Here is a 17228-nt window from a genome sequence, read left to right as displayed (position 1 = left end):
GATATAAGCGATGAAAACGATCATGGTGCCGTACATACGAGCATATGGATTCAGAGGAAGCTATCCTCATTTTAGACGTAAACAAGACTCCTTTCAGGAAATCTTGATGATCTATATAACGAAATATAGTGAAGATTTTTATATGGAAACGAGTATCGTCCCATTGACTGGTTATGTCGATTTTGAAGGGGACACGATTCTCCCAAATAAAGTGAAAGTATCTGATTTAAAAGCAGAAGAACGGTTTGTCGTCGGAGCTGATTTAATTGAAACGCCTGACGGTGATGGAAAATCTTTCGTGATGAATGGGCTAACGACAAAACAAGAACATGAGGACTTAGCGAAAGACGCATTAACCTACCTGAACATCGAGGATCCGAGTTGGATGAAGAGAACTGTCGCATGGCAGAGAGCGCTCTATCGATCGTTTGATGAAGAGAAAGAATGAGCGACTATCCGTTCCGGTATGATAGAAATCTGTAAGAAGGAGTGATGCACCATGAAAAAGCTAGGCACGTTTACAAGTCACAAAGGGAATTTGATCGTCTCGGATCCGGCTTTCCTTGAGCCGGATGTAGAATATAACGTGACAATTCCAGTTGAACAAGGTTCGATTTGGACGGTCTTCTATGACGAAGATGAGTACGAATCAATTAATTTGCTTTACCTAACAATGAATGAAGAAACGAAGATGGCTCCATCCGATTTCGAGGCGTTATCCGATCTAGTCGTCGTCGATTCAGCGCAGCTCGTCGTCATGAACACAGCGGATTACGGGAGACGGGAAGCCATCGATTGGGAGATTCGAAATACGCTAGAGTTCGACAAAGAAATCGACCCGTTCTATATCGCGATCTCAGACGAAATGATGGAAGAAGAGATCTTCCTGTTTCCGTTCGGTGCCGCCGTTCAGTTAATGGGGGACGGACACTATGAAGTCCTCGTCCGACGAGAAGACGGTAACGTGACAGGTGTCGCAATCGTCCTCGGGGAACATGAGGCTTTTGAAGAAAACGATGACGAGGAAGACGTGTCACTAGAAGACGTTGAAATGCCAATCATCAAGAAAGAAAGACATCCATCAGGAGCTGATGATGGGTTTCTGGCGAATGTGCTAGCTTCCATGGAGAGATTCTATGAAAAAGACCACAAAAAACTAAAGTACAGCATTCCAATCGAGGGGCAAAAGGTAAGGCATGAGCTTTGTTTGTATGATCGCTTACCAAAAATTCAAAGCTACCGAGTGTCCGTGGAGAGTCCTTGTCCAGAAGCCCGCATCCAAGCATTCGAGACCAATCATTTTGCGATTCCGGAGTGGTATAAAGAGATTTTGAGAGTCTGTAACGGTATTCGTTTTTCCGAAGAGTTGAACTTATACGGTATACCGCTGACGAGCTGGAACGGGTTATCGCATGAGATCCAATACAATCTCTCGGTTAGTCTTGATGAATACGCGTTAACCGAGTTCGATGCAATCCGCGACAAATACTTCTTTTTTGGTTCGTCGTTTAAACAGGACGAATACTATGCGGTATTGAAAGAGCGTCCAGACGAAGCTGTCTATCGCTTCGACTATAGAACGTTGAAACTCAAACCGAAGGCAACGACTTTCCAAGATATCGTCCGTGATGCGTGGCGCGCGTGTAATCTAAAAGCACTCCATAAAAGAATGTGAGGATGATCTCATGAAAATAATCTATTCCCATGAAGACTTACTCGCTCTCGAAGATCCCTTTGAATATGAAGTGGTTCTGCCGATTCGCATCAGAGAACTGCCGGCTTCCGTCATCGAAGAGGAGCTTCCGGATAGCCGCGAACAACTGAACCATCTTCTGAAAGAGGGCTATACCTTAGTCGTTCAAAAATCGCGAATTCCGAACCCTTCCGTATTCACGGGGTTACACGTGATAGCAGAGAACACGGTCATGAAATTATGTTTCTACGAGGCGAATCATTGTGAGGATGCGTTATGGGATGTCCTGTCCGAGAATGAATACAATCGGCACTGGGCATATTTTTTACTGAAGAAAATCGAAGGTGTCAGATTCGAATTGCCTTATACGAATGAAGCTCAAAGTTCGCTGAAACTGTCTAATCTCAAAACAAATGAACTCGTACATCTACGATTTGAAACCAATCAAAGCGTAACGTGTCAATGGGAATGAAAAAGGAGATACTTCATGAAAACGTATCTTGAAGAGCATAGCGATGCGACACGCATCTTTCCATGGCTTGCGGATGCGAGTTCATCAATTCGCTGTTTATGTGTGGTCGGTGAGATGCTTTTGTTTCCAGAAGACATCGTTCAGTTCAAACAAATCAGTAGTGAGATGTTCCGTGATAAGCTAAAGCAAAAGCATGCGTTGAGTACCTATCGTTTTTATGTAGTAGTGTGTGTCGGAAATAAGTTTCAGTCCAAAAGAATCTTTGATTACTACAAGCTGTGGCGTTTGCTCGAACGAGAAGAGACGCTCGATGGCTTCACCTCCCGAATAGAAGTGCCAGTTCAAGTCGGAGAAGAACCATATTACGTTGGGATTTCTGAATTTGGTCTCGAACAGCTTTCGAGAGCCATTGAAATGATTAGTGATTCTCCAGCTATGTATACCATTATTTGTGCGAATCATGATCGACCCTTAAACTGTCAGGAGTTACTTGATCAGGTGTTCGACATCGGCTTAACAGAAAGTGGAGGGTTGCCAGTCGTCGAGATGGTCATGACACTGACCGCACAAGGTTATACCGTCTGCACGTGGGGAAGTTCGAGTGAAGAACAGGAACTACAGTGTTTTTATACGGCAGCCTTCTTATAACAAGGTAGAAAGAAGGAATTCGATGAGTCTGCGTGGCGTATCGTTTGAAATTCCGAATGAACCGGGACGTGTTTTGCTCGATATACTAAGTGCGATCGAGATGAAAGCGTATGACTGGTTTCTTCGTAACTTTGATTTTCCGATCCAAACCATGGACGGGGACTTGTATGACAGTTTAGAAGAGTTTTCAAACGATCAGAAAGCGACAGGACATGAACTAGCGAAATGGCTAAGGGGACCAAGCAATTACCTAATCTTTGCTGAATTGTTTGCATTTCAACGTGGTCAGACTGAAGAAGTGGGAACGACGTATGAGTGGTTTCAGGAAAGCAATTGTCAAATCGCGATTTTAGTGTATGACTGCACATACGTCGATATCTATTGTAAAGAGCAGCACGTATCTGAAGCGTTTTATGAGAATGCGATGAAACGTGGGTATACCGGAATCAAGTGGGTGACAGATGACAATGATCCTCGGACTCGTTTGTCGGTATGAGCAGAATAAGACACTGTTCAGACGAATAGATGTAATCGGTAAGCGTTCAAGATGAGAGATATGAACTACGAACTGTTGATAAAAGGAGAGAAAAATCATGAATCAAGAGATGGAAGAGTTTGTTCAAGCGGTCCATCGGACGGTCGTTCAGGGCGGTATGGCAGATTATAAGGACATCTATGAAGAAGAAGTCGATCCAAACGTCAATGACTATACGGCCTGCATCGCGTTTTACCAACATTCGAGCGAAGCGGATCAAAAACGAATGAGACAGATGATGGAACAGACGATCATCGATACGGTTTCCCATGTATTTAGTATCATCGATGGGAGTTCAGGACTAAATGGATCTGCGCTTGAAGCGAAACTGGCACTTGTCCGAGTCGACGAAGCAGGAGATCCGGTCGATACCGTAGAGACAGATGGTGCATTGCAAGATACGTTTTTAGGCTACATAGAAGATCGTGACTTGAACGCATTGTGATGGAGGGAGCGGAAACCACTCATGATCCAACTGACAAAACAAAACGGCTCGGATACGCTCTACCAAACAATTTATACGGAGGAACGCCTCATCGTTCAACATCAAGGAATCGTTGGAGCGTGGGTGAAAGCAGAAAACGTAAAGCAATTGCGTGTCTCGCGCTTCAAACGATTAGGTGTACAGATTTTGCGGTTGGTTGAGGAGTTTGAACGTCAAGGTTATCGCGAGCTAAACGAAACCGATTATACGGAACTGGTTGTCCAGTTTTCTTATGAAGAGGATCAGGAAGAAACAGCGCTCGAGCGACGTTACATGATGGAAGAAGTAATCAATGATGGTTTGCTTCATACGGGGAACGGCTACTGCGAAGGGGGAGATATCGGTAGCGGTACGACGAATATCGTTTACCATGTCCTTGATGTCGAGGCAGCCATTGCACTAATTTTTGAAGAGACGAAAGCACGCGATGTACAAGACGAACCAAAAATTGCAGTACAAGAAGGAGCAGCGTACACCGTTCTATATCCTCAAGGAGCGCCGTTTGAGCTGATGGATGAAGGTAAACCATGGAGCTGGATTCCGATGACGCATGTGGAGGATGAGAAGGTGTGGCACGTCATTGATCAACAATTTCAGTTCGCACCCAGTACGACAGTTTTCCCCTCATACCATGCCCCGAGTCCGTTCATTACATATGAAGTGGATTACGAGAAACGCGAAGAGATCGAGCAAACGTTAAAGCGTATTCTGACCGAGCTGACCGTTGAAGGAGAACGCGTGATGGCGCTCGATTGGAATCATCAAGGATACTGGATCGACCCAAGACGTCCGTTTCTTCGCAATGAAGAAGGAGACTGGATGATTCCAGCAGTTCCAGATGGCGATTACTCCTTTTTCATCGCTCGTGATTTTCGCTGGGGATATCTCGGTCATCCCTGGGAGGGTAGCATCACGTTGTTTGGAGAAGATCTAATCTCTGCGTTTCAAAGAACGGAGAATTTTTCGAATGAAATCCGAAGAGGATAAAAGGAGGACCGGAAGTGAGAACACCATACGACGATTATCATGGAACCGCATTATGGCAGGTCATCTCGGAGATAATCAATGAATTAGTCGACAATGATGATCTTGAATGGCGGACGACGCATGAACATATCGTGGGCTATCTTTGTAGCAAACTAGAAGGTCGGATGAAAAATGAAAAATAAGAATGGAATGCTGGTTGAACGAGACGAGTGGATCGATGTGTTCCGGGAACTGCTACCACGCGACGATTGGCAAGACCTCGTCCGTCTTCAAGTAAGTCAGCATTGGTATCCGGTTGAAGTAAAGTTTCTGGAACGACCACTCAAGCAGAATCCGAACATCGGTGATTTTTCGGATTGGACGGTCCGATCTCACATGATTATGACCGACGACTCACAGCTTGAAAGATTTCTCGAACACCTTGTCATCGAACAGCAGGAAATGGCGACTGAAGCAGAAGTGACGCTCATTATCCAAAAACAAGGACAAGGAATCGTCCGAGTCACGAACGATTGTGTCTCGATGTATGGAGTCGCATATGAAGAGCTCGATAATGCAGGAACAGAGTATGAGAACTTTTTCGATGCAGTTTTACCGAATGCCTCGTTTCCAGTCGAGGTCGTCTTTTGTGGTCGGGATGTTTTAGAAAATGACGATTCGATTCACGTGTTGACGTTACACGACTCCAATTGGCAAGCGGTATTTGAAGAATGTTTATTGCATTTGCTGAATCGAAAAGAATTCACGCCAGGATTTTTTTCGAGAGATGCACGTCCCGCACGGCAAACGCTTGAAGACTTCATGTCTGAATTCTCGTTATTGATGCCCTATAACTTCATCGTGACCCGCGATGCAACGAATCGATTTGGCATGCTCGATCACTTTTGTACGAATGGAAAGATTGCTCATTTTGGGAATATCAGTAGTACAGATGAATGATCGTAAACACGTGAGACATAATAAAAACCGCTGTGGATCAGCGGCGTTATAGGTGATTTACTCTTGTGCATAGACGATGTCTGCGATGGCATGGACCTGAGCAAGCGTCATTTCGGAATAGAATTCGATCGACAAAGGATGATCCGTCGGCTCGAGTTCAAAGAAAGGAAGTTGACCGGTTCCTTCATCATGGACCATCACTTTTAAGTTGACGGTATCCGGGTAAGCGGGTAGATCACTTGAAAACCAGCCGAACATCGGCTCCTCAATCCGAGAACGTTTTTTCTCGATGAAGCGAGCGAAGTTGTCAGGACTCAGGCTCACCCATGTAATCCACCAGAAGGGTTCGTCTTGTCCAGCAATCGGGAGTTCAAGAATGCCCTTCACGAAATAATGGGGACCGTCCAGTTCTAAAACACACCACGTATCATGCATCTCGCTTTTCGTTTCTTGCTCTTTCTCAGACATTTGTTCGTAGTAGACCGGTCCGAGTGTTTCATATTCAGTCGGGAGTTCATCGTGTCTCTCGCCACAGATGGCGCAAGGCAGAAGTTTTTTCACTGGAATCACCTCTAAGTTGGGTTATGTATGTCTCGTTGTCTAACGTTAGAAGAGAGCATACTTGTAGTGTAACACCCGTTAGTAGAGAATCCTGATGAAGACCGTGACAATCCAGAGAAAGTGAGGGGATTAACGTGCACATTTACATCGAAGAACAGCAAAATCATGCGAAGACGATTAAAGAATATCATCTGACAGTGAAAGGACAAGACCGAATCACATCCATTTTTTCTTTCGAGTATTATGACGATGATTCAAAAGAAGATGAAGTCATCTCTTACGAAATAGTGTTAACCCAGTTATTCTCGCGGTTAAATCGTTTTCCAATATATCTCTCTTTTGGATTCCATGAACTGACTGATTTAGAAAAAGAAGATTTGCTGTCTACGGTTAAGCACAAACAATTACCGTATACAGAGATTCTAATCACTAAGCGTGAAAGATACATGACCGTCGAAGTGAATCAACCGAATGACTTATTGCAAATACTAGCGAAGACCATTTCATTGGCTTGGAACAACGGTTACTATTTGATTGCTTTCACTGATGTATTGAAGTTTGAAACGAGGAGAGTAAGACGCTGGTTGATCAAAAAAGAGAGAGTAGTGCCAGTAATCGATATGACGAAACCGACGACATTTTTTAAAACCGGCTTTGATTTCGAGAATGTCCTGATCTTTTCGAATGAAACAGATTTCGATGCGTTAGAAAAAATAGAAGCACTGTTTCCAGAAGATGAAATCGAGCGGTAATAAAGTGATTGAGAGAGGAGTGGAATCGTGTTATATGTCTATTTTGAGAAGCATATGAATCACGCACAAGTGTTCAAAGACAGATACTTGTACGTTGATCGACCGGAACGTATCGATTTCATCTATTCGATGGGGTGTCTACCGGATATGGAAACTAAAAGAGACTATCAAGGCGATTCAAATCGAGTCTTAAAACAATTTTTGACGCGTCTCAATCGCTACCCGATTTTCATCACGTTCGGTGGAGGTTTTACGGACGAGGAGGTCGAGCCGTACTTTCAAAAGCATAATCTATCGTATACAAAGGTTCGACCAAACAAGAACCTATACTATCACGTTCAAGTGCATGACGCGACCGAACTGGAGTTATTGCTAGATGAGACCTATTGGTATGGGGCTGTGAACGAAGACTTTTTTATATCGTTTACGAATCTCCTGACGTTTGAGCGGAGAATGGTCAAAGGATGGTTTTTCAAAAAAGAACGTATCGTTCCCGTCATTCGTGTGAAAAAAGAGATGTCGTTCATCACGATGGAACATGATTTCATGGGCTATTATCTGTTTTCGAATGAACCCTGTTTTAATACCGAGGACAAGGTGAAAGCCATCTTTCCTGACGACGGTACCATTGAATTCTATTGATGAAACCAGCAACTCGATTTAGTTGGATGATGTAGATGGATCAAACAGAATACGTGGAGGGATTTCCATGTTATACATCGATTTCGAAGAACATACGAATCATGCAAAAGTGATCAAAGACCGTTATCTCGACATTGATCCACCGGGTGCTATTAAGTCGATTTATTCGATGGGATGTCTTCCGAATGACGAGAAACGAGACTATCAACATGATTCCAATGAAGTACTGAAGCATTTTTTGACGCGTCTAAATCGCTTTCCAATATTCGTCACGTTCGGCGGTGGTTTTACCAATGAAGAAGTGGAACCGTTTTTTCAGAAGGAAAACCTATACTATACAAAGATTCATCCAGATAAGAGCAGTCTTTTTTATAGCGTTCAAGTGAACGATGCGAGCGAACTTGAGCGTCTGCTGGACGAAACGTATTGGTATGCGGCTGTGAACGATTTTTATTTCCTATCCTTTATGAATCTCCTGACGTTTGAACGGAAAATGGTCAAAGGATGGTTCTTTAAAAGAGAACAGATTGTTCCCGTTATTCATGCGACGAAAGAGATGTCGTTCATCACGATGGAGCATGATTTCATGGGCTACTATCTATTTTCGAATGAAGCTTGTTTTGATAGTGGAGACAAAGTAAAAGCGTTTCTTCCTAAAGGGGAAGGCATCGACTACTATGATTGACATTCATAGGAGCGATATAAAGGAGGAAGATCATGTTTGGGATTAGTAAGGATTTAAAAGAAGTGCCAGAAAAGGAAAAAGAGATTCTCCTATTTCCGAGTCACGTCCAACGCTTTTTAAGAGAAGAGTTCGCAAGTACCTCCAATCGTTGCAATCTCTTAATTAATCTCGATCCTTACAGCGATAAGTTGTTTAGAGCGAGAGAAGTGAACGAGTTGATTGGAATTTGCGAGCTGCTTATTCAACGCTATTGTATACCGAAGGAAGCGTGGATGATGAATCAAGCGAATCATTATGCGAATGAGCCGTGGATGATACATCAGTCAGATAAACGAATCATGGAACTTCATCATTTTTTAGAATTGTTGAAGCGGATGTGCATCGTGTCGGTCTATCAAAATACGTTGATTTGCTTTTGTGGAGACTAAACGATTGAATGTTGAAGAATATATAAAAATTGGAGTCTTGAAAAGTGAGAAAAAAGTTAAAGATAACGGGAATCATAGCAGGTGCAAGTCTTTCGATATATGTCGTGTGGACGATCTATCGACTATTTTTCTTGGTTGATATCAATGTTGTACCAAAAGAAGAGTATATCTCGAAAAGTAGCTCGCCTGATCAGGCGTACACGATTCGCTTTTACCGCGCGAATGGTGGCGCGACGGTGGATTATGCGATGCTCGGCATTATGGAAAATAAGAACGGAGAAAAGCGTAGAATGTACTGGGAGTATCCTTGTCGCGAAATAAAAGAAGTGAAGTGGACGAAGGATACGGTGACAATCAATGGCACTAAAATCAAGATATGGAGTAAAGTGTACGACTTCAGAGAGGGCATATACGAAGCAGACTAAGAGGAACATGAGGATGATGATATGCATTCAGCAAATTTTGGCGTACGACCACGTGACGTAGTTGTTAGAAACCAAGCATGGATGAAAGACGCTATTTACCGATTGCTTGGTTTCTTCAACAAATAGCGAGGTGGTGGACCGAAAGATTGCTCCGCTTCGAAATACGCCAACTCGCCTGGAATACAGGAAATGATCGAGGCGAATCCAAAGCCGATGGCGTGTTCGAGTGCCTCACGGAGAGGTAACGTTTTCCCGCTGATCAGCTCGTTTTCTGATAGACAATAGCACGTATCCGGTGCACCGTGCTGCTTCAATAAATCATATGTATCGTCTGGCCATGAATTAGGTGGTTTGATTTCAATCAAATAATCATTCTTCAGCATGCTTAAATACCGGTGATCTGCCATATCTCGTTTTTTGGGCGTGAACAGTTCATGCAGTACGCGCTCTTGAACGCGCTTGACGAAAAACGATTGGACGAGCACTATTTCTTGTTCTTTATCCATGTTTTCAGTTCCTTTCTACTTAATCTATCGTACCGAATCCATTACATACACTCATTGAATTCATTTTACATGACAAGGAGCCAATTTATGAGCTACCTATCTGCGGGATACTATCTTATTCTGCCAACTCCTCGAAAAGAATACATGGACAAAGCTGTTGTCCATGAGTCCGTCCTATCCGTAAGTGAATGCATCTGTACACACTATCCTGACATCAGTATCTTATGGGGAGACTCGGAATTAAAGAAAGACCGTTATATGGATCAACTCGGTCTCTCACTTACCACCTTTCAGTTACTCGAACAATGGATAGAAGAACATCGGAAGACAGGAGATATGTTGTTTCCTCAAGTGTTCTCTAACTTGAACGCTGCGCAAACGTTCGTAGATCGTTTTTTGAACCATCTTCCTGACATACGTATCATCAGCCTCGGTTTGCCTGAACAGTATAAAGTGGATTTTCTTGAAGATATAGCGGCTTTTAGTAGTAAAAATTCAGAGCCTTATGGAGTAGAAAAAATGGTATCACAACATCTCAGCCCTGACACAGACGGTGCCAAAAAAATCGGGTACGAAGTGTTAGGATTTGATTCGGGATTATTTCATTCGTATTTGTGTAACGGACTGGAACGCGATTTCGATCATCAATTCAACAATTCACTAAACAGCCGTGGTTTAATCCATACGTTCGAAGAAGCGGATCGTTACTCAGACTATTGTAATGAATTAGGCGAGGCGACAGAAGCAGTCTTATGGCTTCCGTGGGCGATTTTTGAATATGAACGCAGTAATTAGAAGCTAGTAATCATAAATTTTACTGGAGGTTTATTTAATGAATTATCTTGATCATTTAGAAAAGCATTGTGGAGAATTCACGGAAGCATTTCCAATTGAGGAACTTGAACAAAAGAACGTTCAAATCTTGAAATTCAAAGATGCACCATTTAAGGAAACCTATACGATTGCATCCCTTGGATTACTTTTTCATCCACTACAAACGGAAGATGATTCACTGATGCATCAAGAAATAATGATGTCAGCGGAACAACCAGACGTTCAGGACGAGATCATTTATTTACTCTGGCAATTGGCTGAGTACGCTATGAGAACAGGACATGCATTTAATGCAGCAGAGTATTATCCACTCCCTGAAGGAATATTTGAAAAGTATCAGTTCTCCTCTGTTTATGTTACAAGTCCTGTGTACTTTGATGAATCCTTCTGCCTATTTGAAACAGATTCTAATGTTGGGAATGAGCCAGATACCGTATTGCCAGTATGGTTCGTACCGATTTTTGAATCCGAGGAGAAATATATTGAAAAACACGGAGCGGATCAATTTGAAGATCTTTTGTTTGAGACAGATGAGTTAGTAGATTTTAACCGTAAACCTTTAATCTAAAGAAAGTAAAGAAGCAAAAACACCTCTGATGTTAGTACTTTTTTAAGTGTACTATTCAAGAGGTGTTTCGTATTTCCTCAAAATTTAAGACTAGATCACTTTAAACGTACGTAAGTTCTAGTCATCTTATTTATAGATATCCCTACGATGTCCGATTTCAAGAATCAAGATTATGACTTTTTCATCTTGGATGTCAGCAATCAGACAATAGTCGCCGATGCGATTCCGCCATTCACCTGAGTGATGGGATATGAGTCCTTTACCATGACGACACGGATTATCCGTTCCAACAAGGTTCTTCTTGATCCAGGACATAATGATCCGCGCTTGTTGAGGGTCCATTTTCTTGAGAGATTTTTGAGCCCCGCGCTCGAACTCTACATTATAAGCTGTCATTCTAAATCAAGTTCCTTCATCATGTCGTCGATAGAGATCGCTTTTGATTTTTTACGGTGCACTGATATGGAATCATGATAGAGTTGTAAATCGATTTCGCCTTCGATGTAGTCGAGGACGGCATCGCGAACGAGTGTAGAAATCGTGATGTTCTTTGCCTTCGCATATTCCTTGATGAGTCGTGCATCCTCTTCATCCAGACGTACAGAAATGGTACTCATGATTATCAACTCCTTTGTAATACATTGAAATACAAATTAAGGTTTTAGTATATAGAATTAGTCGATAATCTTGAATAATGACTCCTTGAAGGCTGAAATTTGAATTGTAAATATTTCAGATGGGTACGATTAAATCTAAAAAAGTGAATGAAATTATGTTCAAATTAAAGTAAACATAGTCATTCATCTTCAATTTGACCATGTTTAGGAAGGTGATGATCATGATAATTCCTTACATTCTCCTCGCTTGCGAAAAAAGGATATGCATCCAGAAGGCGCCGTGTATTTATTACAAGAAAACAAAGAGTGTTTTGAATTGAAGAAAGATCAAGGTACAGATCTGTTTAAAGCATCTGTACCTTGATCTTTTTTGTATAGATATTGGACCATATTAAGATGTTATTGAGTGCGATAGAGAAATTTTCCTACGACACGTAAGCTGTTCTTGTTATTTCATCTATCTGTTTTTTATGGAATATATCAAAAATATACTTTTCTCACTGAAGTAACTTTTGGTATTTGTATCCTTTCAAAAGATCAGCTTCACCTTTAAAGGACCATTCCTCTATTTTAGAATCTGGATGTAATTTAAAATAATGATTGAGGATATCGTGTCCTAAATTGTAGTTACTCCACCGGGGGATGTCTTTTTGAGGACTACCGCCTACGAGGTCCTCGTAAGTAGCTTCACCAGTTTGAATCAACTTTGCGACATGTTTGATTGTCGTATCATCCATGGGTTCATCCCACGGGGCCTTCACATTTTTTAAGACTCGATCAGCAAAAGCATCTGCTTTTCCCTCAACAATGACCGAATCGAGTAATTTATTCATCTGATATTCTGGTCTATCTTGAAGGATTAAATGATGGTATTCATGTGCAACGGTATAGGCGAGAGCATCCTTATCAAAATCTTCCGCCAGATAGAGCACGACCGCATCTTTGTACGTTCCTGCTGCTACTCCACCCATCGGTTCGGTCATCGTCGTATATTCCGAGTTAATCGGTACGATGAAAATCGTACTCTTTTTCTTTGGAAGGACTTTATGCGCAGCAGTGTAGTTTTTTGTGATGATTTTTTTAATCTCGTCTTGTCGTTCTTCCAGAGCATCGATTCGATCAAGCAGTGCTTGCTGATAAGCAGTCGATTGCAGCATGAAGAAACCTTTTAAAGAAGTAGTATCAAAATCTTCTTTTTCACCCGTTTTATCGATATCGTTTAGAACATATTTTATGTAATTTTGTTTACTCACTTCAATATCATTATCTTTTAGTGAAGCTTTTAAGTATTTTTGATAGGGGGAGTAAAGAGGAACGATATTCACTTCACTGTCATTGTTGATTTCAATGGACTCCGATTTAAATTTTTCGCTTTGACTTTCTTCTGAACATGCGGTTAAAACGACTAAAGGAACACATAAAAAAGGTATAAGTATTCTTTTCAACATATAATCATCCCTTCAACACATACATGAATATCCTGTAAAATTATTTAAAAATAAGTAATCACTTAAATAAATATAGCACAAAGTTCCTTTGTAGTAAAAATATGTAATTGAATAGTGAAGGAATTTTTTATTCTATCAATTCATCGAAAAGAGAACATGGACAACCCGATTGTCCCTGAATCCGTGCTATCTGTAAGTGAATGTATCTGTACGCACTATCTTGATACCAAAAATTAGATTTCATAACTATCGAAATGTGCTTTCACGATCTTGACAAATTCTTTGGAAAGAGGTGTCATTTTGTCTGATGACTTGACAATTAATCCGAGATGTCTCACTACAGGAGGGTGTAAGGGTAACAAATGAACATGAGTCTCTCGTTTAGAAACTGCAAGGTTTGGCATAATACTAATACCTAATTTTCCTTTCACCATAGACAGTACAGTTTCATTCTCCTTGCTACTATAAGAGGTATGTAATGAAAGACCAGCTTTACGACATTCATCCTCGATAAGGACTTCACATCCAGAACGTAACATGATGAATGATTCCTCTTTAAAATCAGCTATCGTAACAGTATCTTTTTCTATAAAAGGGTGTCCATCATATACGACAGCAGACAAAGGATCTTGTGTCAGTGCTATACTCTCGAAACCTTTAACTGGTAATGCTGTGAAACCGAAATCCACAGTACCTTCCTCCACCCACTTTTCAATATCATCGTAGCCACCCTCATATAACACCAATTCAACATTCTGGAACCGTTCTTTGAATATAGAAAACAGGATCGGTATAAATGCAGCAGTAAAGCTCGGAAAACTCCCAACAGCAATCTTTCCTAATTCTAATCCTTGTAAAGAAGAAACTTTTTGCTCTATATGAGCCATATTTGTCACAATATTACGTACGTGTGGAATAATATATTCCCCTGCAGTGGTTAACGATGTACCACCTCGTCCTCGATTCAAAAGTGTTACTCCTAGTTCAGATTCCAGTGTTGTAATGTTATGACTTACTCCAGATTGTGTCAGTCCAATCTTTTGACCTGCTTTCGTAAAACTACTACTTTCTACTACGTTTAAAAGCACTTCTAGTTGAAATAAATTCAATGTACTTCACATCCTTTTCTATATTATACATGAGAGATACAAATGATTAGAATGAAAAACATTCATTTTACTTATTTTATTTTTACAAATACACTAAAAACAGATAGATTGAATCAAAAAAATAAAAGAATTGGAGAGTGGATGTATTGATGAATCAGAAGTATGAAAAGATCCTTTCACCTTATACGCTTTCAAATGGAGTAACTTTGGCGAATCGAGTCGTTGTTGCACCGATGACCACTTATTCAGGAAATATAGATGGAAGTGTCTCTTCCGAAGAATTGGACTACTATAGCAGAAGAGCGCAAGGACCAGCTATGTTTATTACCGCGGCTGCAACCATATCATCACTCGGAACTAGTTTTCCTCGTCAAATGAAAGCATATGGGGAACACAATGTACCAGGTCTTACGCAGTTGGCAAATAAAATAAAAGAAAAGGGAGCAAAAGCAATCCTTCAGCTTCATCACGGAGGAAGCGAAAGTCTCATCGGATACATAAGTGAAAGGCGAATGGTTAGCCCAAGTGGTATCGTGGCAAGCCTTTACAAGGATTCAAGCAATGATTACGTTCCTCGTGCGTTAGAACATGAAGAAATTTTAACTACTATTCAGGATTTTGGACGAGCAACGGAGATAGCTATACGTGCAGGGTTTGATGGTGTGGAAATTCATGGAGCCAACGGATATCTAATTCAACAATTTTTTTCGGCATATTCCAATCTTCGAACAGATATGTGGGGAGGAACATTAGAAAAACGGATGTCTTTCCCGTTAGCTGTTATTGAAGAAGTAAAACGAATCCGCGATCAATATGCGAGCAATAATTTTATTATTGGATATCGCTTCTCACCAGAAGAACCAGAAAAGGATGGTTTGAATATGGAGGAAACGATCGCTTTTGTAGATCAATTGTCTAATCAAGGCTTATCGTACTTACATCTTTCAGTCAAAAACGTTTGGTCCATGCCTCGAAGGGGTTCGAATCAAACAAAAACAAGAGCAGAGATTTTTCGTGATGTGATTGCAGATAGAACAAGTTTTCTGTGACTCGGTTCCATATACACACCAGATGATGCCTTGGACGTATTAGAACAAGGAATTCCTTTATTTGGATTAGGAAGAGAGTTATTAATGGAACCAGATTGGGTTAAAAAACTAAAAGCAGGAAGAGAGGAAGAAATTCGTACGACCTTGTCACGCGATAATCAACAAATGCTCTCCATTCCGGATGAAATGTGGAAAAATATTCTTACACGTGATGGATTGCCTGCACAACGATAATAAATGTGTAAGCAAAAAGGGGAAATAGTGGTGAACAAAATTGCTTTGTTTCAACTAAGTATAGCTATGACTATCTTTGGATCAATTGGCTATTTTTCAACTTTTACAGGTCTTCCGGCAATTGAATTAGTGTGGATTCGATGTATATGTGCTGCTGTATTTCTAATAATGGCATGGATCGTATCTGGACGATTTAAAAAGGAAGGATGGAATAGGAAAGACCTGATATATATTGCTTGTTGTGGTGTGACGAATGTTTGTAATTGGGTGTTTCTTTTTAAAGCATTTGAGAGAACGTCCATTACAATTGCCATAACCTTATATCACTTAGCTCCTATTATTGTTCTTGTAATGGGTAGCCTTTTCTTTAAAGAAAAAAAGACGAAACTCATGTATGTATCTATGTTAGTTTGTTTTATTGGAACATTAAGTATTATAGGTATCGATGGTGTACGGTTTGCTTCAGAAAGCTGGAAGGGGATCGTCTACAGCATCATCGCAGCATGTTTTTACGCAGCAACGATGTTATTAGGAAAGAGTATTACAACAACTAGTGTATATGTGACCACTTTTATTCAAATGGTGATAGGTCTGATTGTGTTACTTCCGTTCATTCATTTTAATAACTATACAGCAATTGATGCTTCACAGTGGATGTATGTCACTGTAACCGGAGTTATTCATACAGGAATAGTATATTTACTGTTTTTCAATAGCATTCGTCATTTAGCCACAACAGTTGTCTCTTCTATGGTTTTCGTCGACCCTGCAGTGGCTATTGTATTAGATGTTTTTTTCGGAAATGTGTATTTAAGGTGGACACAGTTATTCGGTATTTTGTGTATCTTTATCGGATTGTTCTACTCGCTTAAAGCTAGCAGTCATATTGCTAGTATCCCAGAAGAGAACTATATTACTCAAACAGAAAAAGTAAGAAGGCAGTAATCTAATATTCTTTTAAGAACCATTTTTCGTTTTAATGTATTTATGTAAATAATCCTAAGAGACATATGAATGTATAAGGAAAATCTATTCCGTAAAATTTGGAATGGATTTTTTGTTCACTTCTAAAACTTAACGTCATATTGAAACAAAATCCTTAATCTTATCACTAAAGAGCTATTTTAAATTTTTATAATAGTCATCTAACTAATTTGTCATTTTAAGTAAAAAAATATATGAAATTAATGATAAATCATCTATTAATAGGTAAAAATAGTTTTGAAACTTAGTAAAGGAAAATATCGTATTTATTAGTTGTATAATAACTTTATGAAAACATATTGAATTACTAATTGAAACAAATACATATGTCGGAGGAGAAGTCTATGGTGTTACCGTTTCTTGGTCTTGCTGTCGGATCATTTTTGTTAACGTTAGGCATCTATTTCATCCGCTCGAAGCATGCGAAAAAGACACCGTTAGAAGGACACGGGGATAGCGTCGACACGGTCGATTCATTCGTACTCAGTATCATTTTGTCAATTGGCGTCATCCTATTTTGTTCGTTGACCGTCAGACATTACGGTTACGTCTGTGTCTTTGGTGGACTGTTCATACTATACGCTGTCAGCGCAGCATGGTGAGACCTATAGGAATATAGAAAGCAAGA

At 40.5% G+C, this 17228-nt stretch carries 26 protein-coding genes; 20 read left to right on the top strand and 6 right to left on the bottom strand.

Features of this window, described 5'->3' with window-relative positions:
* The first annotated feature begins 10 nt into the window (after window positions 1–10).
* From ACHWTJ_RS09755 to ACHWTJ_RS09715, 9 genes are all read left to right on the top strand, one after another.
* Window positions 11–448 (top strand): DUF4304 domain-containing protein, encoded by a 438-nt coding sequence (locus ACHWTJ_RS09755; RefSeq protein ID WP_394679585.1) that lies wholly within the window; start codon window positions 11–13, stop codon window positions 446–448.
* 51 nt (window positions 449–499) lie between these two features.
* Window positions 500–1675: an SMI1/KNR4 family protein gene (locus ACHWTJ_RS09750; RefSeq protein WP_394679584.1), complete on the top strand. Its 1176-nt coding sequence runs from the start codon at window positions 500–502 to the stop codon at window positions 1673–1675.
* A gap of 10 nt (window positions 1676–1685) precedes the next feature.
* Window positions 1686–2165 (top strand): hypothetical protein, encoded by a 480-nt coding sequence (locus tag ACHWTJ_RS09745; RefSeq protein ID WP_394679583.1) that lies wholly within the window; start codon window positions 1686–1688, stop codon window positions 2163–2165.
* 15 nt (window positions 2166–2180) lie between these two features.
* Window positions 2181–2813 carry a hypothetical protein gene (locus tag ACHWTJ_RS09740; protein ID WP_294751655.1) on the top strand — a complete coding sequence of 211 codons (633 nt, stop codon included), beginning with the start codon at window positions 2181–2183 and terminating at the stop codon, window positions 2811–2813.
* A 22-nt stretch (window positions 2814–2835) separates the two neighbouring features.
* Complete coding sequence (locus ACHWTJ_RS09735; protein ID WP_394679582.1) at window positions 2836–3309, top strand: DUF2691 family protein; 474 nt, start codon at window positions 2836–2838, stop codon at window positions 3307–3309.
* A gap of 97 nt (window positions 3310–3406) precedes the next feature.
* Window positions 3407–3793, top strand: a complete 387-nt coding sequence (locus tag ACHWTJ_RS09730; RefSeq protein ID WP_294751649.1) for a hypothetical protein — start codon at window positions 3407–3409, stop codon at window positions 3791–3793.
* A 21-nt stretch (window positions 3794–3814) separates the two neighbouring features.
* Window positions 3815–4819 carry a DUF2716 domain-containing protein gene (locus tag ACHWTJ_RS09725; RefSeq protein WP_394679581.1) on the top strand — a complete coding sequence of 335 codons (1005 nt, stop codon included), beginning with the start codon at window positions 3815–3817 and terminating at the stop codon, window positions 4817–4819.
* 14 nt (window positions 4820–4833) lie between these two features.
* Window positions 4834–5001, top strand: coding sequence for a hypothetical protein (locus ACHWTJ_RS09720; RefSeq protein ID WP_294741883.1), 168 nt, complete (start codon window positions 4834–4836; stop codon window positions 4999–5001).
* Entirely contained in the window at window positions 4991–5758 is a 768-nt protein-coding gene (locus tag ACHWTJ_RS09715) for a hypothetical protein (RefSeq protein WP_394679580.1), read from the top strand. Before ACHWTJ_RS09720 ends, ACHWTJ_RS09715 begins: the two co-directional genes overlap by 11 nt.
* Before the next feature lie 57 nt (window positions 5759–5815).
* On the opposite strand, the gene ACHWTJ_RS09710 is transcribed toward ACHWTJ_RS09715, so the two are convergent.
* Complete coding sequence (locus tag ACHWTJ_RS09710; protein ID WP_058705267.1) at window positions 5816–6319, bottom strand: DUF2199 domain-containing protein; 504 nt, start codon at window positions 6317–6319, stop codon at window positions 5816–5818.
* A 134-nt stretch (window positions 6320–6453) separates the two neighbouring features.
* Between ACHWTJ_RS09710 and ACHWTJ_RS09705 the strand changes: the two genes are divergently transcribed.
* The 5 genes from ACHWTJ_RS09705 (at window position 6454) to ACHWTJ_RS09685 (ending at window position 9251) form a co-directional block, all read left to right on the top strand.
* Complete coding sequence (locus ACHWTJ_RS09705) at window positions 6454–7071, top strand: hypothetical protein (protein ID WP_294741877.1); 618 nt, start codon at window positions 6454–6456, stop codon at window positions 7069–7071.
* A gap of 27 nt (window positions 7072–7098) precedes the next feature.
* Window positions 7099–7713, top strand: a complete 615-nt coding sequence (locus ACHWTJ_RS09700) for a hypothetical protein (RefSeq protein ID WP_394679579.1) — start codon at window positions 7099–7101, stop codon at window positions 7711–7713.
* Between the two features lie 67 nt (window positions 7714–7780).
* Window positions 7781–8398: a hypothetical protein gene (locus ACHWTJ_RS09695; RefSeq protein WP_394679578.1), complete on the top strand. Its 618-nt coding sequence runs from the start codon at window positions 7781–7783 to the stop codon at window positions 8396–8398.
* Between the two features lie 32 nt (window positions 8399–8430).
* A complete protein-coding gene (locus tag ACHWTJ_RS09690; protein ID WP_394679577.1) occupies window positions 8431–8826 on the top strand; it encodes a hypothetical protein in 396 nt (131 codons plus the stop codon).
* A 44-nt stretch (window positions 8827–8870) separates the two neighbouring features.
* The gene (locus ACHWTJ_RS09685; protein WP_394679576.1) at window positions 8871–9251 is read left to right on the top strand and encodes a DUF5412 family protein; all 381 of its coding nucleotides are present in this window, start codon (window positions 8871–8873) and stop codon (window positions 9249–9251) included.
* A 95-nt stretch (window positions 9252–9346) separates the two neighbouring features.
* On the opposite strand, the gene ACHWTJ_RS09680 is transcribed toward ACHWTJ_RS09685, so the two are convergent.
* A complete protein-coding gene (locus ACHWTJ_RS09680) occupies window positions 9347–9757 on the bottom strand; it encodes a hypothetical protein (RefSeq protein WP_394679575.1) in 411 nt (136 codons plus the stop codon).
* Between the two features lie 87 nt (window positions 9758–9844).
* Here ACHWTJ_RS09680 and ACHWTJ_RS09675 point away from each other — a divergent pair, with 87 nt between their 5' ends.
* Both ACHWTJ_RS09675 and ACHWTJ_RS09670 read left to right on the top strand, forming a co-directional pair.
* Window positions 9845–10552: a hypothetical protein gene (locus tag ACHWTJ_RS09675; protein WP_394679574.1), complete on the top strand. Its 708-nt coding sequence runs from the start codon at window positions 9845–9847 to the stop codon at window positions 10550–10552.
* A 37-nt stretch (window positions 10553–10589) separates the two neighbouring features.
* On the top strand, window positions 10590–11159 hold the full coding sequence (locus ACHWTJ_RS09670) for a suppressor of fused domain protein (RefSeq protein ID WP_394679573.1): 570 nt from the start codon (window positions 10590–10592) through the stop codon (window positions 11157–11159).
* Window positions 11160–11285: 126 nt separating this feature from the next.
* Here the strand turns inward: ACHWTJ_RS09670 and ACHWTJ_RS09665 are convergent, their stop codons facing one another.
* The 4 genes from ACHWTJ_RS09665 to ACHWTJ_RS09650 all read right to left on the bottom strand — a co-directional run bounded on the left by ACHWTJ_RS09665 (window position 11286) and on the right by ACHWTJ_RS09650 (window position 14333).
* Window positions 11286–11555, bottom strand: coding sequence for a type II toxin-antitoxin system RelE/ParE family toxin (locus tag ACHWTJ_RS09665; RefSeq protein ID WP_394679572.1), 270 nt, complete (start codon window positions 11553–11555; stop codon window positions 11286–11288).
* Window positions 11552–11776, bottom strand: a complete 225-nt coding sequence (gene relB / locus ACHWTJ_RS09660) for a type II toxin-antitoxin system RelB family antitoxin (protein WP_394679571.1) — start codon at window positions 11774–11776, stop codon at window positions 11552–11554. The genes ACHWTJ_RS09665 and relB overlap by 4 nt, the downstream gene beginning before the upstream one ends.
* A 497-nt stretch (window positions 11777–12273) precedes the next feature.
* Window positions 12274–13224: a DUF2268 domain-containing protein gene (locus tag ACHWTJ_RS09655; RefSeq protein ID WP_174316201.1), complete on the bottom strand. Its 951-nt coding sequence runs from the start codon at window positions 13222–13224 to the stop codon at window positions 12274–12276.
* Between the two features lie 233 nt (window positions 13225–13457).
* Window positions 13458–14333, bottom strand: a complete 876-nt coding sequence (locus tag ACHWTJ_RS09650; protein WP_294741865.1) for a LysR family transcriptional regulator — start codon at window positions 14331–14333, stop codon at window positions 13458–13460.
* A gap of 149 nt (window positions 14334–14482) precedes the next feature.
* Here ACHWTJ_RS09650 and ACHWTJ_RS09645 point away from each other — a divergent pair, with 149 nt between their 5' ends.
* The 4 genes from ACHWTJ_RS09645 (at window position 14483) to ACHWTJ_RS09630 (ending at window position 17202) form a co-directional block, all read left to right on the top strand.
* Window positions 14483–15382 (top strand): NADH-dependent flavin oxidoreductase yqiG, encoded by a 900-nt coding sequence (locus ACHWTJ_RS09645; RefSeq protein WP_394679570.1) that lies wholly within the window; start codon window positions 14483–14485, stop codon window positions 15380–15382.
* Window positions 15383–15466: 84 nt separating this feature from the next.
* Entirely contained in the window at window positions 15467–15616 is a 150-nt protein-coding gene (locus ACHWTJ_RS09640; protein ID WP_394679569.1) for a hypothetical protein, read from the top strand.
* 66 nt (window positions 15617–15682) lie between these two features.
* Entirely contained in the window at window positions 15683–16561 is an 879-nt protein-coding gene (locus ACHWTJ_RS09635; protein WP_394679836.1) for a DMT family transporter, read from the top strand.
* Between the two features lie 383 nt (window positions 16562–16944).
* Complete coding sequence (locus tag ACHWTJ_RS09630; RefSeq protein ID WP_394679568.1) at window positions 16945–17202, top strand: hypothetical protein; 258 nt, start codon at window positions 16945–16947, stop codon at window positions 17200–17202.
* The last annotated feature ends 26 nt before the right edge of the window (window positions 17203–17228 follow it).

The organism is uncultured Exiguobacterium sp. (genome assembly GCF_964277885.1).
Classification (GTDB): Bacteria; Bacillota; Bacilli; order Exiguobacteriales; family Exiguobacteriaceae; genus Exiguobacterium_A.
The sequence above is the reverse complement of the archived record's forward strand: the minus strand, read 5'-3'. Positions and strand labels throughout refer to the sequence as shown.